This is a genomic window from Micromonospora sp. NPDC000668 (assembly GCF_042897975.1).
Taxonomy (GTDB): domain Bacteria; phylum Actinomycetota; class Actinomycetes; order Mycobacteriales; family Micromonosporaceae; genus Micromonospora.
Genome location: NZ_JBIAYP010000002.1, coordinates 570,413 through 585,953 on the forward strand (window position 1 = coordinate 570,413; position 15,541 = coordinate 585,953).

Consider the following 15,541-nt stretch of genomic DNA (forward strand, 5'->3'; position numbering starts at 1 on the left):
GCACTGCGGGTGCAAAATCCCACTCGCCGTTGCTCAGGAGGCCGTTGCTCAGGAGCCGGACGTGTTGAGCGCGGCCGGTGGTCTCTCAGGCGCCGTGCCGCCGCTCACCGGATTCCACCATCGTGGCCAGGAGGGCGGCGACCGGCACGGTGGCGAATCCGACCCGGGTGTCGCTGGCCCCGTACGGCAGCCACAGCTCGCCGTCGTGGATGAGCCCCCCGCAGGAGTAGACGACGTTGGGCACGTACCCGTCCCGGTCAGCATCGTCGGGTGACAGGAGCACACCGGGAAGCCGCCCGATGACCCGTTCCGGTCGGTGCAGGTCGAGCAGGAGCGCGCCGATCGCGTAGCGGCGCATCGGACCGACACCGTGGGTGAGCACAAGCCAGCCGGCTTCGGTTTCGATGGGAGATCCACAGTTGCCGACCTGGATCAACTCCCAGCTGTCTCGGGGAGCATGCAGCGGGACCGGGGACTGCCACCGGTTGTCGCCGTCCAGGCCCGTCAGACCGATGGTCTCGCCGTCGGCGCGGCACAGTGCCAGGTGCCGGCCGCCGACGGTACGCGGAAATAGCGCGATCCCCTTGTTACGGGCGCCCGGGCCGCGCATCGGGGTCATCTCGAAACGGCGCAGGTCGCTGCTGACCAGCGCGCGGGTGGCGATACTCCGGCCGTCGTAGGCGGTGTAGGTGGCCCGGTACATCGGTCCGGACTCGTCCTCGAACCTGACGAACCGGGCGTCCTCCATGCCGTTGCTCTCCACCGCGGTGGCCGGCCAGAGCACCCGTTGGTGCAGGGCCGTGTCGGCGGGGAACGCGGTGGCGTAGCTGTCGGCGTTGGTGCGACGCAGTTGTTCGAGGGTGCCCATTCCGGAGGCGCGGGAGAGCAGGTCCGCTGGCAGGTTGCCGAGCACCCGCTCGAAGGTGGCCTCGTCGTACCGGTCGGGCAGGGCGTCCAGCACCGTGGCGGTGACCTCGTTGTCGTAGTCCTCCTCGGCCAGGCCGGCGGCGAGCAGGTCCCGACGGTGCCGTACGCCCATCCGCTGCCCGACGACCAGTGGGCCGGGCCGGTCGGCGACGGCGAGCCGGCGCCCGGGTCCGAGGACCGCGGTGGCGAACCCGATGGACGACAGGTGGCCCTCGCCGATCTGGCGCAGGCTGACCGCGACGCGCAGCTGGCCGGCGCCCAACTCGGTCTGATCGGGGTGGGCCACCATGGACGGGTTGCACAGGGCGGCGGACTCGACGGCGTACTCGTGGCTGAAGTAGGCGCCGACCAGGAGCCGGCTGGTCGGGGAGAGATCCCCGGCCCGGGCGGCACGGTGCCGGACGAGGTCGTAGTGGTGGTGGAACGTGCCGGCCAGATCGCGGTGCCGGCTGCCGAAACGGTCGAAGGTGTCCCGCAGGAGACGGCCGGTCTCCTCGTCGTCGAGGTGCGCGACGCGGTCGATGAGCGCCCGCGCGCGGGTGCGTACCACCGCGGCGTCCTCACCCGGGACGAAGAGCTTGACGATGACCCGGCGTGGATCCGGGGTGAGGGTGACGTCCTGCCGGACGGCCAGGTTTTCGGTCACGACCACCGCCGGGCGTGCTGCAGGGTGGAGATGAACGCGAGGGTCGATTCGGCGCCCTGGTTGAGGTTCGGTCCGTGCGCGGTCAGCCCGTCGTAGCCGCCGCCGGTCGCCGGATCCCACATCGGCGTGCCGAGGTCGTTGTCGCCGAGGAACCAGCCGATCGCCTGCCTGATCCCGGTCTCCCAGTCGAGGTCGCCGGTGACCGTGGCGGCCGTGGCGCAGGCATCGGCGAGTGCGGCGACCTCGATCGGCTGCTGGTCGTGGTGGAACCGCACCGCGCCGTGCCGCCATCCCTTGGCGGGCACAACCGACAGCCGTCCGTCGCGGAGCTGGACGTCGCGCAGCCAGGTCAGCATCCGCAGACCATCGTCGAGGGGCGGGCCGCCGTGGCGCAGCTGGCTGGCGACGATGACAACCTCGGCGAGGGCCGGGTTGGCGTAGGTCAGCTGCTCCCTCGGCCAGGGCCATCGCGGGTCCGCCGCAGGGGCGCCGACGGTGGTGGCCGCGTCCGCCAGCAGCGTGGCCGCCGTGGAGTGGCCCGGGTGGCGGCGCAGCACCTCGGCCGCGCCGAGCCCGGCGAAGGCCATCGCGTGCGGCGCCGGGGAACGCCGCGTGGCACCCCTGCTGAAGGCGACCAGCGCCTCCTCCCGTATCCAGGCGGCGGGGCTGCGGGCGACGGCGGTGCCCAACCCCCACAGCGCCCGGCCCCACCAGTCGCCGAGCCCCGGCTCGTCGGCCCAACGCCGGTCGTACCCGAGCCGGTTGTGGAAGGCGCCGCTGGCGTCCTGGGCGTGGGTCAGGAAGGCGAGGTAGCGCTCCGCGAGCCGGAGCACCTCCTCGCTCGGCTCCGGCTCGCGGCTGGTGACGACCAGGCCGCGGGCCACGTCGTCGGTGCAGTAGCCGTGCTCGCGGCGGACGATGGCGTGCCGGGCGTGCTCGAACAGTCCGGTGTCGTCGCTCAGCCGGATCAGGTGCGCGAAGCTCGGGGCGGGCGCCGTCACCCAACGAGCGCCGGACGGCATGCGAGGGCGGCCGGTGGTCGCGGTCACACCGATGCCGCGCTGACGGCGGCCGGCCTGGTCTCGCTGAGCCCTTCGGCGAGAGTGGCGTAGCGGGCCGCGACCGCCGGCCAGCGCAGGTTCGCGGCCAGCGGCCGGACGCGGCCGGCCAGCCGGGCGGTCAGCCCCGGTTCGGTCAGGATCCGCCGGATCGCGGCGGCCAGCGCGGTCGGATCCCGATGGGGTACGACCAGACCGGGCCCGCCGGTGAGCAGCTCGACGGCGTGCGGGAACGCCGTGGCCACGACGGGCACCCCGGCGGCCACGGCCTCGATGAGCACACCGGAGGTGACCTGTTCGCGAGAGTCATAGGGCAGGACGACCACGTCGGCGGAGCGGATCAACCGGCCGAGCGCCTCCTGGTCGTGGTAGACGTCCTGGTAGTCCACGGCGTGCGCGATGCCCAGCTGGGCGCCGAGCCGGTGCAGCCCCGACCGGTACGTCTCGCCCTGGTGCTCGATCACCTTCGGATGGGTCCGACCCGCCACGGTGTAGGTGGGTGCCGGTTCCAGGTCCTGCAACCGGGCAAGCGCCCGCAACGACCATTCGAGGCCCTTGCCGGGGCCGAGCAGCCCCCAGGTCAGCAGGTGCGGTCGGGTACGTCGGTCGACGGGTACGCCGACGTGATCGGCGGCGCCGTGCGGGATGACCGTCACCTTGTCCGGGGTCACGGAGTAACCGACGAGCAGCCGGTCCCGGGCGGTGTCGGTCATCGTGACGACCGCCCCGGCGGTGGCGGCGATCTGCTCCAGCAGGGACTTCTGCCGGGCGGAGGGCTGGCGGAGCACGGTGTGCAGGACCACGATGCTCGGCACGGTCAGCCGGCGCAGCAACGGCAGGACGTCCTCGCCGTCGGTGCCGGGGTAGATGCCGTACTCGTGCTGGACGATGGCCACGTCGAAGGTGTTCAGGGCCGCGGCGGCGTCCCGCCAGCCGGCCGAGGTCCGCGCCGACCAGGTGTGCACGACCCCGGGCCCGGGTCGCGGGTCGTCGCCGTGGTCGGTGACCCGCACGATGCCGCCGCGCGTGCCGTCGGCGGTCAGGTGGGCGGCGAGGGCGGAGTTGAAGGTGGCCAGTCCGCACCGGGTCGGTGGGTGGGTGCTGAGGAATCCGTAGCTGGGCATGGGCGTGTCGGGCCTTCCGGTTGTCGGCTGCCCATGGCGTACGGGGGCGAAACCTCACGCGGTGTCGACGTACGCCGGCCAGCGTGTGTGGCCGGCGGAACGGATTGGTGCGGTCAGCTACGGACGGGACCTGACCAGGCCTGCCTGGTCAGGAACGGTCGGTCGCTCGGCGGGTTCCGCGTTGCGGCGAATGACCTGGTCGTAGACGGAGAGATAGTCGGTGACCATCCGGTCCGCGCTGAAGCGCTGCCGCGCCCGCGCCCGGCAACCAGCCCGGTCGAGGCCGGCGACCCGGGTCACCGCGTCGACGGCCTGCTCGACGGTGTGCACGAGGAATCCCGTCACCCCATCGTCGACGACCTCCGGCATGGACCCCCGGGCGTACGCGACAACCGGCGTGCCGCAGACCATCGACTCCACCACCGACAGTCCGAACGGCTCGTCGAAGGCGATCGGGTGCAGCAGGGCGGTGCTGGTGCCCAGCACCTCCGCGCGTCGTCGGGGACCAACGGATCCGAGGAAGACGACCTGGTCACCGTCGATGTGCGGGGCCACCTGCTCGGCGAAGTAGCGCTCGTCCTGGACGATGCCGCAGATGGTCAGCGGCCGGCCGGCCCGGCGGGCGATCTCGATGGCGGTGTGGGTGCCCTTGTCGAGGTGGATCCGGCCAAACGCGGCCAGTCCGGGGCCGGCGTCGCGGGTGAACGGCAGCCCGGTGAGGTCGACGCCGTGCTGCACCGTGGCGACGTAGTCGAGCTCGGGGGCCCGGTCAGCGTCGGAGATCGACACGTAGGACGAGCGGGCTCGGGCGTAGGCGGGCAGGATCCCCGCGCCTGAGAAGCCGTGCACGGTGGTGAGCAGCGGAGCGCGACAGTGTTCGGCGAAGGCCAGCGGCAGCCAGTCGAGGTGGCTGTGCACCAGGTCGAACTGCGCCGAGCGGGCCAACGCGTAGGAGACGTGCATCGCCTCCCACACCCGGCCGTCCATGTCGGGATCTTCCGCGTACCCCCGGGGGCAGACGCCGTCGAGCTGGGCGGAGGTGACGGAGTCCAGCGTCGCGAACAGGGTCACGTCCACGCCGCGACTGGCCAGCCCTTCGGCGAGCAGGCCGGTCACCTGCTCCCAGGGGCCGTAATGGTGCGGGGGTGTGCGCCAGGCGACCGGTCCGAGCAGCGCAACCCTCACGGGGAGGGCGCGTCGACGAGCTCAGCAGGATCGAGGTGCAGGGTGGCGAGCAGCCCGGTGTGCTTGGCCGGGTCGACGCGCTCGGGAAGTTCGCGCTCGACCCAGTCGGCCCTGGCCTGCTGACCCCGGTCGCGAAGGGCATTGACGATCTTGCTGCGGGCGATCCTCATCTGGTGCTCCCTGATAGTGCCGTCCGGAACGATCATGTTCATGGACGGCGGTGTGAACGCGGGTCGGGTCTCACCAGTGGCCATCGCGCCGAACCCGAGATGTGCGGTAGTCGGTGAATCCGACGGCCGGGACGAGGTCGGCGAATCATCAACACGACCAGCACATCGCGGCGATGGGGATCGATAACGCCCCTTACGGGCTGGTGGCGACGGCATCTGGCGACCACCGGAGGTCCCGGGCGACATGTTCACCGTACGCCCTCGCGGTGTGGGACTGCACCTGCACCGCTGGCCGGGCTCGTCGGAAACTGCCTGCACAGCGGTACCAACTGCGGAGGCGTACGCTGGAATTGCCCGCCGCCGCACATCCATCGGCCAGGACGCCGACTCTCCGTGGCGCCGATGGCCGGCACCCCCCGCATCGGCACGCCCGAGCCGCGACGGTCTGTCGCCGGCCCGCTCTCACCCCCGCCCCGCGCTGGCGCGCGCATACCGCCAGCTACGCCCGGCACCCATCGGAAGGCGGCGGTTCGTCATGACCGCACCCCGAGACAGGCACGTCCGCCCCTCCCCCATCAATGGACACGACGGCCCGCCGCTGCCCGCCCGGCGCCGCTTCGGCCACCGTCCCATCAGGAAAGGCTGAGCCAGCCATGTCCGTCACCCCACAGCACGCCATCCCGGTCATCGCCTCGACGTCGGCCGCACCTCGGCTCGTTCTCGCCACCGCCCGGGGCCGGACGGTGCTCGACGGCGGCTGGTGGCCGCGGTCCTGGGATCCGACCGCCGAGCTCCCCGGCCTTCTCCTAGCCCTCACCGAACGACATGGCCGGATCCGGCACCTCATGCTCAACATCCGCGCCTGGGACAACCGGCCCCGTCGGTTGACCGTCGGACCGGACATGGTTCGCATCGGCTGGTTCGACACCCTCGACCCGGCCGTGCTGATCGCCACCACCGGCCAGGACATCCAGGTCGACCTGCTCGTGGTGCCGCCCGTCACCCCACCGGCCGCAGCCGAGTGGGCGATGGCTACCGCCGCCGACCAGGCCAACCTCCGACGCGCGCCCGACATCCTGGCCGCCGCCCGGGTGCAGCCGGCGCCGACAACCCGCGCCGATCGGTACGAGATCTGGGACAACGAGGGTGGTAGCAACGCCGTTGCCACGAAGGGCAGGGGTCATCGAGCCAGCCCGACGCGCTAGTGGCCGATCCAGCCGAAAGAGGACAGCCTGCGGCTTTGCCCGAATTGGAGCCGGTGTTTCACTACCATCAAGGGCCCGGAGTCACTAGACGGGCGCCTGATGACGATCGATCGAGCGGTGGGGCTGTCCCGCGAGGATGAGGGGCCCCAGCGGGCAACCTTGCTGGAACTGTTTCTCGATCTGGTGTTCGTCGCTGCGCTCGCCCTGACGTCCCGAACCTTGGCGCAGCGTCTCGACTGGGTAGGCGCCTTCCAGACCGTGCTGCTGCTGATGGCGATCTGGTGGGTCTGGTCCGCTACCGCGCTGGCAACCGACCTCTACCACACGCAGCGACCCCCCATTTTCGTCACGACGCTCTGGGTCATGCTCGGGACCATCCTGCTGACTGGCTCACTGCCCGGAGCCTTCGCCGAGCACGCTCTGCTCTTCGCGGGCGCATACGTGGCGATCCAGGTGGGACGTGGCATCTTTCTCGTCGCCGCGCTGCACGGCCGCGGCACGGCGCAACTGCCCGCCAGGCGGTTCATCTTCTGGTTCGTCGTGTCCGCCGTACCGTGGCTCGCTGGTGGTCTCGTGGCGGGCCCGGCGCGGGGCCTGCTGTGGACCGCTGCGCTCGCGGTCGACTACGGGGCAGCCTGGCTCCGCTACCCGACGCCGCGACTGGGCCGGCTACCCATGCGCCAGTACGCGGTGGCGGCCGACCACCTGGCGGAGCGCTACCAGCAGTTCTTCACTCTCGCCCTCGGTGATCTCATCCTCGTCACCACACTGGCCTTCGCCGACAACGATGTGACGCCCATCCGTACGGCGGCGCTCCTGGTCGGCTTCGCCGCCACCGTGCTGCTGTGGCAGATCTACGTCCACCGCGCCGGTGCCCTGCTGCAAGCCGCCATCGAGGCCTCCCGGGATCCGGGCGAATTCGTGCGGTCTGCGCCCTACACCCACCTGCTCATGGTGGCCGGAGTGGTCGCCACCGCCGCCGGTTTCGAAGTCGTCATCATCCACCCCACCGAGCAGACGCCGCCCTGGTTGGCCGGCGTCATTCTCGGCGGACCCGCGTTGTTCCTGGCCGGACGCGCCAGGTTCGAGTACGAGGTGTTCAGCCGGGTGTCCCCGTCCCGGCTGGTCGCGCTGCTCGTGCTGGTGGTCGCGGGACCCGCTCTGTTGCTCACGCCCGCGCTGGTGGCCGGTCTCGCCGCCGCCCTCGTACTGGCCGGGGTCGCCGTCTCGGACGGCATCCGCGCCTACGGAAACCCACCCGAGCCGCCAGCGCCCTCCGTGTAGCGGAAGGTCAGGGTCGCAGCACCACCTTGCCCGCCCGGCTGCGGGTCTCGGCGAAGACGGGTGCGGCGGCCACCTCGGTGAGCGGATGGCGGGCCGCGATCTGCGGCACGATCACTCCCTGGCGGCAGCAGGTCGAGCAGGTGCAGGCGGGCCAGCACCCCGATGAAGACCCACAACCGTCAAGCCGTCCTCAGGGAGCGATACGCAGGACCCGGATCGAGCTGTCGTCGTAGTCGCTGAAGCGGTACCGGAGCCCGGCGAACGGGCTGCCGGGGAAGTCGCCGGTGATCGTCGCGGTCACGATGGTGCCGGCGGGGGTGTCCTCGACGTCGGTGATCTCGTACGTCACCAGCGGCACCTCGCGGCGCCACCGGCGGATGGCCTCGATGCCGCGGTACTCGGTCGACTCGTCCTCGACGACGGCGTCGTCGGCGAAGAGGGCGAAGTAGTCATCGTGGTCCGGCTGGCCGGCGAGCTCGAAGTAGCGGCGGATGATTGCCGGCGCGGTGTGGCTGGCGGTCATGGTCAATGTCCTTTCCGGAGGGATTAATCGGCGTCGGGTCAGACGGTCGGGATGGTGCCGCCGTCGATGACGTGTTCCGCGCCGACGATCGCCGAGGCGCGGTCGGAGACCAGGAACGCCACCAGGTCGGCCACCTCGGCCGGCTGGGCCGGGCGGCCCAGCGGGATCCCGCCCAGGGAGTCCATCAGCTGCCCGAGGGCGGTGTCGCGGTCGACGCCGTTCCCAGTGGCGAGGCGGTCGACCAGCGCGTCGGCGGCAGTGGTCTGGATGAAGCCGGGCGCGACGCTGTTGACCCGGACGCCGTGCGGTGCGACCTCGTTGGCCAGACCCTTGCTGTACACGGTCAGCGCCGCCTTGGCGGCCGCGTACCCCAGGGTGGCCTCGTACATCGGCTTGCGGCGCTGGATCGAGGAGACGTGCACGATCGCACCGGAGCGCTGCTCGATCATTGCTGGGACGAGGCGTCGGTCTAGCCGGACCGCGCCGAGGAGGTTGAGGTTCAACTCCTCCATCCAGGCCTGCTCGCTGAGCGCCGCGAAGCCACCGGCCGGGGCGTGCGACCCGCCGACGACGTGTACGACGATGTCGGCACCGCCCGCGACGAGCAGCCGCTCCGCCACCACCTCGGCGCCGTCGACACTCGACGTGTCGGCGGCGATGAACCGGTCAGCGAACTCGATCCCGTCGGGCGGGGTGCGGGCGCTGACCCACACGTCCGCCCCGGCCTCGCGCAGCCGGGCGGCGATGGCCGCACCGGCGCCCTTCGTTCCCCCGGTCACCAGGGCGCGGCGCCCGTGCAGTGAGTCCCGCGCGGACGACGTTGCGGACATCGTTACCCCTCCAGGCAGCATGAAGTGGACGTCTCCGAGACGCCGTATAGTTGCTTCTGAAACAGAACCTACTGACTTCGAGACTAGCACCGACTCGGGAGAGGGCAACTTCGTGGCAGGGAAGATCCGGCTGGAGGACCGCGAATGCCCGCTGTCCAGCGCACTGGGCTACGTGGGCGAGTGGTGGACGCTCCTGATCTTGCATGATGCTTTCGACGGCTACACCCGCTTTGATCAGTTCCAGGCCAATCTGGGTGTCTCGTCCAGCATTCTGACCAGCCGGCTCAAGACGCTCACCAGCCAGGGGCTGCTCGAACGGCGCCGCTACCAGACCAGGCCGGACCGCTACGAGTACGTCCTCACCGACCTCGGGCGCAGCCTGCGCCCCGTCGTCGTCGCCCTCGCCGCCTGGGGAAACTCCCGCCTCGACCCCAGCGAACGCAGCATGATCCTGGTCGACCGGCACACCGGCGTGGAGGCCGACCCGATCATCGTCGACCGGAGCAGCGGACGTGCGCTCGACGACAGCGACTTCGTCTTCGCCGCCGGCCCCGCCGCGAGCGAGGCCATGCGCAAGCGCTACGAGCACATCCCGACCCGAACGGTCCCCGACCAGCACCAACCCTGACGGTCAGCGGTCGCCAGGCCAGTCGGTTGAGGCCAGCACGCAGACCGGCGTGCCGCGTTCCCGGTACCGCCAGATTCGCCAGGCTCAGCCCAGCCCTGCCGCCCGGTCCAGATGGGTAAGGAACCGCCGCACCGCCGGAGGTCGGCTCCGCCCGGCGACGGTGGCGGCGAAGACCCGCCGGACGGAGGCGTCGTCGGGGTGCAGGCGGAGCAGGGTCAGGTCGGGCGGAGCGGCGCGTACGGCCAGGGCCGGCACCAACGCGACGCCCAGGCCGGCCGCGACGCAGCCCAGCTTGCCGGTCCACTCCGCCGCGACAATGTCGATCCGCGGCCGGAAACCCGCCGGCAGGGTGGCTCGCAGCAGGGTCTCCTCAGCGGTCGCCGAGCCGGCGATGAACGACTCGTCGGCCAGGTCGCGCAGGCGGATGGTCCGCCGGTGGGCGAGCCGATGCGTCCGGGGAACGGCCACCAGCAGCGCCTCGTCGACGAGGTGGTGCAGGTCGAAGTGGTCGCCGTCGAGCGGCTGGTCGGCCGCGGCGCTCACCACGGCGACATCGGCGTCACCGTCGACCAGGCGTTCCAGCAGCCCCGGCGTGAGCCCTTCGACCAGCGACAGGGCCACCTCGGGATGGTCGGACTTGAAGCTGGCCAGAGCACGCGGCACGAGCGCGGCGACCGCGGTGGGGAACGCGCCGACCCGCAACCGGCCGGCGGACAGGTCGCGCAGCGCCGCCAGGTCCCGCCGGGCGGTGTCCAGCCGGTCGAGCACGGCCTCGGTGTGGCCGAGCAGGCAACGGCCCTGCTCGGTCAGGGCGACACCGCGCGGCAGCCGGTCCAGCAACGGCGACCCGGCCTCGGCTTCCAGCGCGGCGATCTGTCGGGACACCGCCGACTGGGTGTAGCGCAGGCTGCGGGCCGCAGCCGTGATGGAGCCGTGCTCGGCGACGGCACGGAAGACCTGGAGCGCGTTCAGCTGCATCCTGCCATGTTCTCCCAGCATGGCAGCGATGCGTAACAGTCGTTGGTGGCATGGCTTCCCGCCACCTAGCGTTGGCGACATGAACGAGATCGCCCTGCTGGGCACCGGCACGATGGGCACCGCGATCGGCCGCCGGCTGCTGGCCACGGGCCAGCGGCTCACCGTCTGGAACCGCACGTCCGGCAGGACGGCGCCGCTCGTCGAGGCCGGGGCGCGAGCCGCCGGGAGCCCTGCCGAGGCGGTCCGGAACGCCGACATGGTGATTACCATGCTCACCGACGCGGTCGCCGTCCGGCACACGTTGGTCGACTCCGGCGCGGCGTTGGCGCTGCGCCCGGGCACCCCCGTGGCCGAGATGTCCACCATCGGTCCCCAGGCCGTGGCGGAGCTGGCCGCGCTGCTGCCGGCGGGAGTGCCCCTCGTGGACGCGCCGGTCGCCGGCAGTGCCGGCGCTGCCGAGACGGGCCGGCTCGTGGTGTTGGCCGGCGGCGAGGAGGCGGCCGTGGAGCGGGTCGCCCCGCTGCTGGAGACGTTGGGCACGGTCCGCCGCTGCGGCGGCTCCGGCCGGGGCGCCGCGCTGAAGCTGGTGCTCAACACCGCACTGGTCACCGCGGTCACCGCGGTCGCGGACGCGCTCGCCGTCGCGGACGCCGTCGGCGTCGACCGACGTACGGCGGTCGAGGCGCTCGGCACCGGGCCGCTCGGCGGTGCGGTCGCCCGGGCGACCGCCACGGACGCCGCGTTCGCCACCGCCCTGGCCGCCAAGGACGCCCGGCTCGCCCTCGACGTGCTGGGCGACGCGCCGGTGCCCGTTCTGCGCGCCGCCGCGTCGGCGTTGGCGGCCGCGCCCCATCCGCAGGACGACATCGCCCGCCTCACTGGGGCTGCCGCACCGAAGGAGAGAAAATGAACGTGACCCTGGACAATCCGACGACCGTCGCCGCGCCGTTCGGCGACCGGTTCGCACACGTCGCCCGCCTCGACCTGCCAGGGGGCGCGCTGCTGATGCTCTCCGGTCAGGTCGGGGTGGACGACGCCGGCGCCGTCGTCGCACCCGGGGACGTGCGGGCGCAGTCCGAGCGGATCTTCGAGTTGATCGGTGCGCTACTCGCGGCGCACGGCGCCACCTTCGCCGACGTGCTGCACGTCCGGACCTTCCTGACCGACCTCGGTGACCTGGCCGGCTACGCGACCGTCCGCAACCGGTACTTCGTGGAGACCAGGCCCGCCAGCACCACTGTCGAGGTGAACCGGCTCTTCCTCGACGGCGCGGTGCTGGAGGTCGAGATCACCGCGGCCGTGACCACGGGCTGACCGCCATCGGCGACCGCTGGCGTCAGCGCTGGTGCGGCCGATTCCGGACGAGGGCGAGCGCGAGCACGGCGGTGGCCAGGAAGACGATGCCGTTGACCCGTAGCCCGGCCTGCACGCCGGCGGTCAGGGCCTCGGCGAGCGCTGACCGGACCGGGCCGGGCATCGCCTGGTCGCCGGTGGCGCCGGCGACCACCGCCGACTGCACGGCGGTCCGGATGGGCTCGCCGACCTGGTGGGCGGCGAGCCGGTCGGGCAGGTCGGCCAGCATCGTGGTGGTGAGCAACGTGCCGAGCAGGGACGAGCCGAGCACCGAGCCGACCTGGCGGGCGGCGTTGACCGCGCCGGAGGCCATGCCCGCCTGGGCGGGCGCGACGCTGGCCAGCGCCGCCGCGGTCGCCGGGGCCACCACCAGGGCGCTGGCGGCGCCGAACAGCGCGAGCAGTGGCCAACGGTGGCCGAACGGGGTCGCCGGGCCCTGGGCGGCCAGCCCGAAGCTGGCCAGGGCACCGAGGACGAGACCGGCGGTGAGGGGTGCCTTGAACCCGGTACGGCGGATCATCCGCCCGGCGCCGAAGGCCGCGACCGCGTAGACACCGAAGAGCACCAGCATCCGCCAGCCCGTGTCCAGCGGGCTGAGCGCCTGAGCGCGTTCGTGGAACAGGACGAGCAGGATCGCCACGCCGGTGAAGCCGAACAGCGACACCGCGGCGACGACCATGACGGCGCTGAACGACGCGGACCGGAACAGCCGCACATCGAGCATCGGCGCACTGGTGCGCAACTCGACCAGCACGAAACTGACCAGCGCGGCGGCCGAGACGATCCAGGTCGTGGCCACCACCGGGCTGGTGTAGCCGTCCCGACCGCCCTGGATCATGGCGTAGACGGCGGCGGCTATGGCGAGGGTGCCGAGGAGCAGACCGGGCACGTCGAGTCGGCCAGCGCTCGGCCGAGACTCGGCCACTCCGATGGCGGCCACGACGAGGGTGACCACGCCCAGCACGATCGTCGACACGTACACGCTGTGCCACTGGTGGTGGCGCAGCAGGGCGCCCGCGATGAGCGGACCTACCGCGAGGCCGATGCCGGAGGCGGCCGACCAGGCGGTGATGACCTCGGTGCGCCGGTGCGGGTCGGTGAAGGTCGCGCCGAGGATCGCCAGGCTGTTCGGCAGGATCAGGGCCCCGCCGAGACCCGCGAGCAGCTGCCCGGCGATCACCCAGGCCACGGTGGGAGCGCCGGCCACGACGGCGCCGCCGGCGATCATGGCCACGACGCCGGCGCTGAACATGCGCCTGCGCCCGTATCGGTTGCCCAGCGTGGCGGCGGACAGCACCAGGCTCGCCACCACCAGGGTGTAGGCGCTGGGAATCCAGATCAGGGTGGTCGGGTCGACGCGCAGGTCCCGCTGGATCGTGGTCAGGGCGGAGACGGTCGCGGTGATCTGGAGGAACGTGATCATCGCGCCCAGGCACATGGCGATCAGGGTGACCGCGCGGGAGCCGCGAAGGGATGGCCGCGCGGTGGCGTCCGGCACGGGGGCGCTCGCGTGCCGCAGGCGTCCTGGCCTGGTCGGAGCCGTGGTGCGCTGGTCGGTCACAGGGCTTCCTTGGGGTCGATCCGCGCGGGCACCGGTGGTCCAGCGCTGGCGGCGGGCGGGGAGGTGGGTGGCGGCGGTCGGGGCAGCTGAGGCCCGGCACCTGGCTATGGCAAGACGAAGCCAGCCCGACCCTAGTAAAGCACCTGACTAGCCGTCGTGCAAGTCAGGTCGTACCCTGGTGACCATGGGTGACCTCCTGGAGGACCGCGACTCCTGGTCGGCGGCGAACTGCTCCATCGCCCGCGCGATGGATATCGTGGGCAGCCGGTCGACGATTCTGATCATGCGTGAGGCTCTGCTCGGAACGCGCCGATTCGACGACTTCGTCCGCCGTGCCGGGATCGGCGAGCCCGCCATGGCGGCCCGACTCAAGGAGCTGGTCACCGCCGGCGTGCTCGAACGGATCCCCTACCGGGAGCCGGGGCAGCGCACCCGCCACGAGTACCAGCTCACCCGCAAGGGTCGTGAGCTGTTGCCCGTCATCACCGCGCTGCGCAACTGGGGCGACACCTGGGCCGCTGACGACGCCGGCCCCTCCGTGCTCGCCACCCACCATGACTGCGGCCAGCCGGTCCGGGCTGTGCTGCGCTGCGCGGCCGGACACGACGTTGGCGAGGGTGAGATCGACATCGCCGCCGGGCCCGGCCTCATCCGGCACGGATGACGACGGGTGTCATCCAGCGGGCTCGAAGACGGCCCGTACGCAGCCGTCGGTCTTGTTCTTGAACATCTCGTAGCCCTGCGGAGCCTGGTCGAGCGGCATGGTGTGAGTCGCCAGGTGCTCGGTGACGAGTTCGCCGCGCGCCATCCGTTCGAGCAACATCGGAATGTAGCGGTGGCCGTGCTGCCGCGCGCCGCGCAGCGTGAGGCCCTTGCTCAGCACCGCGCCGAGCGGGAACCTGTCCACCGGGCCGGCGTAGACGCCGAGCAGGAACACGTTGCCGCCCTTGCGGCAGTGGTGGATCGCGTCGCGGGCGGCGACCGGCCGGTCCGATTCCAGCCGCAACTGCTGCTTGATCTGGTCGTACCAGAATTGCTGGCCGGTGCCGTGCGACTCCATCCCGACGGCCTCGATGCACACGTCCGGCCCGCGCCCGCCGCTGCGTTCCAGCAGCTCACCGCCCACGTCGTGGGTCTGATAGTTGAGGGTCTCCACCCCCAGGCTCGTCTCCGCCATCCGTAGCCGGTTGTCGAGACGGTCGATCACGATCACCCGCTCCGCACCCAGCAGGACCGCTGCCCGCGCCGCCATCTGGCCCACCCCGCCGGCACCCCACACCGCCACCACGTCACCCGGCCGCACACCGCCCAGGTCGGCGCCCATCCACCCGGTCGGAGCAGCGTCGGAGGCGAACAGCGCACGCTCATCGCTCACCCCGTCCGGAACGGTGAACGCGCCCTGGTCGGCGTACGGGACCCGGACGTACTCCGCATGACTGCCGGCGAAGCCGCCGAGGGCCTGCGAGTAGCCGTAGCAGCCGGCGGGTGCGAAACCCCGGTCGCTCTCGGCGATCACCGGGTCGGTGGTGCTGTTGTCGCACAACGAGAACTGCTGCTGCTGGCAGTACCAGCAGCGACCGCACGAGACGAACGAGCAGACCACCACCCGGTCGCCCACGGTGTGCCTTCGCACCTGCGGACCGACCTCGACCACCTCACCCAGGAACTCGTGGCCGAGGACGTCACCGCGACTAAGGAACGGGATGTGGCCGCCCAGCAGGTGCAGGTCGGAGCCGCAGGTCACCGTCTTGCGCACCCTGATGATGACGTCCTGCTCGTTGCGCAGCTGCGGGTCCGGCACCTGGGTCACCGCCAGTTCGTTGGCGCCCTGCCACACGAGTGCCTTCACCGTCGTCCCCGCCGCGTTGCCATCCACCCAGCCTGGGGTGCCCGCCCCTTCCGTTGCGGTGATCACCGCAGCACCACCGGAACGGGTGCGGGTGGCGGGGCGCCCGGCCGCGGCCCCCCCCCCCCCGCGCCCGGGCGGGGGGGGGGCCCCCCGCGGGCCCCCCCCCCCCCCCCCCCCCCCCCCCGCCCAAGGGACCCCCCGCGGCCCCCCCGGGGCCCCC

At 72.1% G+C, this 15,541-nt stretch carries 16 protein-coding genes; 6 read left to right on the top strand and 10 right to left on the bottom strand.

Going from position 1 to position 15,541, the window contains the following annotated elements; all coding sequences use genetic code 11:
- Positions 1–85: 85 nt before the first annotated feature.
- The 5 genes from ACFY29_RS12130 to ACFY29_RS12150 all read right to left on the bottom strand — a co-directional run bounded on the left by ACFY29_RS12130 (position 86) and on the right by ACFY29_RS12150 (position 5,152).
- Entirely contained in the window at positions 86–1,573 is a 1,488-nt protein-coding gene (locus ACFY29_RS12130) for a glycoside hydrolase family 130 protein (protein ID WP_386985406.1), read from the bottom strand.
- Complete coding sequence (locus ACFY29_RS12135; RefSeq protein WP_386986688.1) at positions 1,570–2,595, bottom strand: glycosyltransferase; 1,026 nt, start codon at positions 2,593–2,595, stop codon at positions 1,570–1,572. Before ACFY29_RS12135 ends, ACFY29_RS12130 begins: the two co-directional genes overlap by 4 nt.
- A 23-nt stretch (positions 2,596–2,618) precedes the next feature.
- Entirely contained in the window at positions 2,619–3,755 is a 1,137-nt protein-coding gene (locus tag ACFY29_RS12140; RefSeq protein ID WP_386985409.1) for a glycosyltransferase, read from the bottom strand.
- Positions 3,756–3,872: 117 nt separating this feature from the next.
- A complete protein-coding gene (locus ACFY29_RS12145; RefSeq protein WP_386985411.1) occupies positions 3,873–4,940 on the bottom strand; it encodes a glycosyltransferase family 4 protein in 1,068 nt (355 codons plus the stop codon).
- Positions 4,937–5,152, bottom strand: a complete 216-nt coding sequence (locus tag ACFY29_RS12150; RefSeq protein ID WP_386985413.1) for a hypothetical protein — start codon at positions 5,150–5,152, stop codon at positions 4,937–4,939. The genes ACFY29_RS12145 and ACFY29_RS12150 overlap by 4 nt, the downstream gene beginning before the upstream one ends.
- 611 nt (positions 5,153–5,763) lie before the next feature.
- Between ACFY29_RS12150 and ACFY29_RS12155 the strand changes: the two genes are divergently transcribed.
- The gene (locus ACFY29_RS12155) at positions 5,764–6,315 is read left to right on the top strand and encodes a DUF5994 family protein (protein WP_386985414.1); all 552 of its coding nucleotides are present in this window, start codon (positions 5,764–5,766) and stop codon (positions 6,313–6,315) included.
- A 99-nt stretch (positions 6,316–6,414) separates the two neighbouring features.
- Positions 6,415–7,599, top strand: coding sequence for a low temperature requirement protein A (locus ACFY29_RS12160; protein ID WP_386985416.1), 1,185 nt, complete (start codon positions 6,415–6,417; stop codon positions 7,597–7,599).
- Between the two features lie 190 nt (positions 7,600–7,789).
- Here ACFY29_RS12160 and ACFY29_RS12165 read toward each other — a convergent pair whose 3' ends face one another.
- Together ACFY29_RS12165 and ACFY29_RS12170 are read right to left on the bottom strand one after the other, a co-directional pair.
- Positions 7,790–8,122 carry a nuclear transport factor 2 family protein gene (locus tag ACFY29_RS12165; RefSeq protein WP_386985418.1) on the bottom strand — a complete coding sequence of 111 codons (333 nt, stop codon included), beginning with the start codon at positions 8,120–8,122 and terminating at the stop codon, positions 7,790–7,792.
- A 38-nt stretch (positions 8,123–8,160) separates the two neighbouring features.
- Positions 8,161–8,952, bottom strand: a complete 792-nt coding sequence (locus ACFY29_RS12170; protein ID WP_386985420.1) for an SDR family oxidoreductase — start codon at positions 8,950–8,952, stop codon at positions 8,161–8,163.
- Positions 8,953–9,064: 112 nt separating this feature from the next.
- Here ACFY29_RS12170 and ACFY29_RS12175 point away from each other — a divergent pair, with 112 nt between their 5' ends.
- Entirely contained in the window at positions 9,065–9,580 is a 516-nt protein-coding gene (locus ACFY29_RS12175; protein ID WP_386985422.1) for a winged helix-turn-helix transcriptional regulator, read from the top strand.
- Positions 9,581–9,664: 84 nt separating this feature from the next.
- Here the strand turns inward: ACFY29_RS12175 and ACFY29_RS12180 are convergent, their stop codons facing one another.
- A complete protein-coding gene (locus ACFY29_RS12180) occupies positions 9,665–10,558 on the bottom strand; it encodes a LysR family transcriptional regulator (protein ID WP_386985424.1) in 894 nt (297 codons plus the stop codon).
- A 79-nt stretch (positions 10,559–10,637) separates the two neighbouring features.
- Between ACFY29_RS12180 and ACFY29_RS12185 the strand changes: the two genes are divergently transcribed.
- Both ACFY29_RS12185 and ACFY29_RS12190 read left to right on the top strand, forming a co-directional pair.
- Positions 10,638–11,468, top strand: coding sequence for an NAD(P)-dependent oxidoreductase (locus ACFY29_RS12185; protein WP_386985426.1), 831 nt, complete (start codon positions 10,638–10,640; stop codon positions 11,466–11,468).
- A complete protein-coding gene (locus tag ACFY29_RS12190; protein WP_328423054.1) occupies positions 11,465–11,872 on the top strand; it encodes a RidA family protein in 408 nt (135 codons plus the stop codon). The genes ACFY29_RS12185 and ACFY29_RS12190 overlap by 4 nt, the downstream gene beginning before the upstream one ends.
- 22 nt (positions 11,873–11,894) lie before the next feature.
- Here ACFY29_RS12190 and ACFY29_RS12195 read toward each other — a convergent pair whose 3' ends face one another.
- On the bottom strand, positions 11,895–13,472 hold the full coding sequence (locus ACFY29_RS12195; protein ID WP_386985428.1) for an MFS transporter: 1,578 nt from the start codon (positions 13,470–13,472) through the stop codon (positions 11,895–11,897).
- 184 nt (positions 13,473–13,656) lie between these two features.
- Between ACFY29_RS12195 and ACFY29_RS12200 the strand changes: the two genes are divergently transcribed.
- Entirely contained in the window at positions 13,657–14,136 is a 480-nt protein-coding gene (locus ACFY29_RS12200) for a winged helix-turn-helix transcriptional regulator (protein ID WP_386985430.1), read from the top strand.
- 9 nt (positions 14,137–14,145) lie between these two features.
- Here ACFY29_RS12200 and ACFY29_RS12205 read toward each other — a convergent pair whose 3' ends face one another.
- A complete protein-coding gene (locus ACFY29_RS12205) occupies positions 14,146–15,321 on the bottom strand; it encodes a zinc-dependent alcohol dehydrogenase (protein WP_386986690.1) in 1,176 nt (391 codons plus the stop codon).
- Positions 15,322–15,541 lie beyond the last annotated feature (220 nt).

Bases quoted from the DNA above. Each gene is read 5' to 3' on its own strand.
- ACFY29_RS12200 (WP_386985430.1), top strand. From the start codon at position 13,657: ATGGGTGACCTCCTGGAGGACCGCGACTCCTGGTCGGCGGCGAACTGC.
- ACFY29_RS12155 (WP_386985414.1), top strand. From the start codon at position 5,764: ATGTCCGTCACCCCACAGCACGCCATCCCGGTCATCGCCTCGACGTCG.
- ACFY29_RS12135 (WP_386986688.1), bottom strand. From the start codon at position 2,595: ATGCCGTCCGGCGCTCGTTGGGTGACGGCGCCCGCCCCGAGCTTCGCG.
- ACFY29_RS12190 (WP_328423054.1), top strand. From the start codon at position 11,465: ATGAACGTGACCCTGGACAATCCGACGACCGTCGCCGCGCCGTTCGGC.
- ACFY29_RS12170 (WP_386985420.1), bottom strand. From the start codon at position 8,952: ATGTCCGCAACGTCGTCCGCGCGGGACTCACTGCACGGGCGCCGCGCC.
- ACFY29_RS12150 (WP_386985413.1), bottom strand. From the start codon at position 5,152: ATGAACATGATCGTTCCGGACGGCACTATCAGGGAGCACCAGATGAGG.
- ACFY29_RS12185 (WP_386985426.1), top strand. From the start codon at position 10,638: ATGAACGAGATCGCCCTGCTGGGCACCGGCACGATGGGCACCGCGATC.
- ACFY29_RS12180 (WP_386985424.1), bottom strand. From the start codon at position 10,558: ATGCAGCTGAACGCGCTCCAGGTCTTCCGTGCCGTCGCCGAGCACGGC.
- ACFY29_RS12160 (WP_386985416.1), top strand. From the start codon at position 6,415: ATGACGATCGATCGAGCGGTGGGGCTGTCCCGCGAGGATGAGGGGCCC.
- ACFY29_RS12140 (WP_386985409.1), bottom strand. From the start codon at position 3,755: ATGCCCAGCTACGGATTCCTCAGCACCCACCCACCGACCCGGTGCGGA.
- ACFY29_RS12165 (WP_386985418.1), bottom strand. From the start codon at position 8,122: ATGACCGCCAGCCACACCGCGCCGGCAATCATCCGCCGCTACTTCGAG.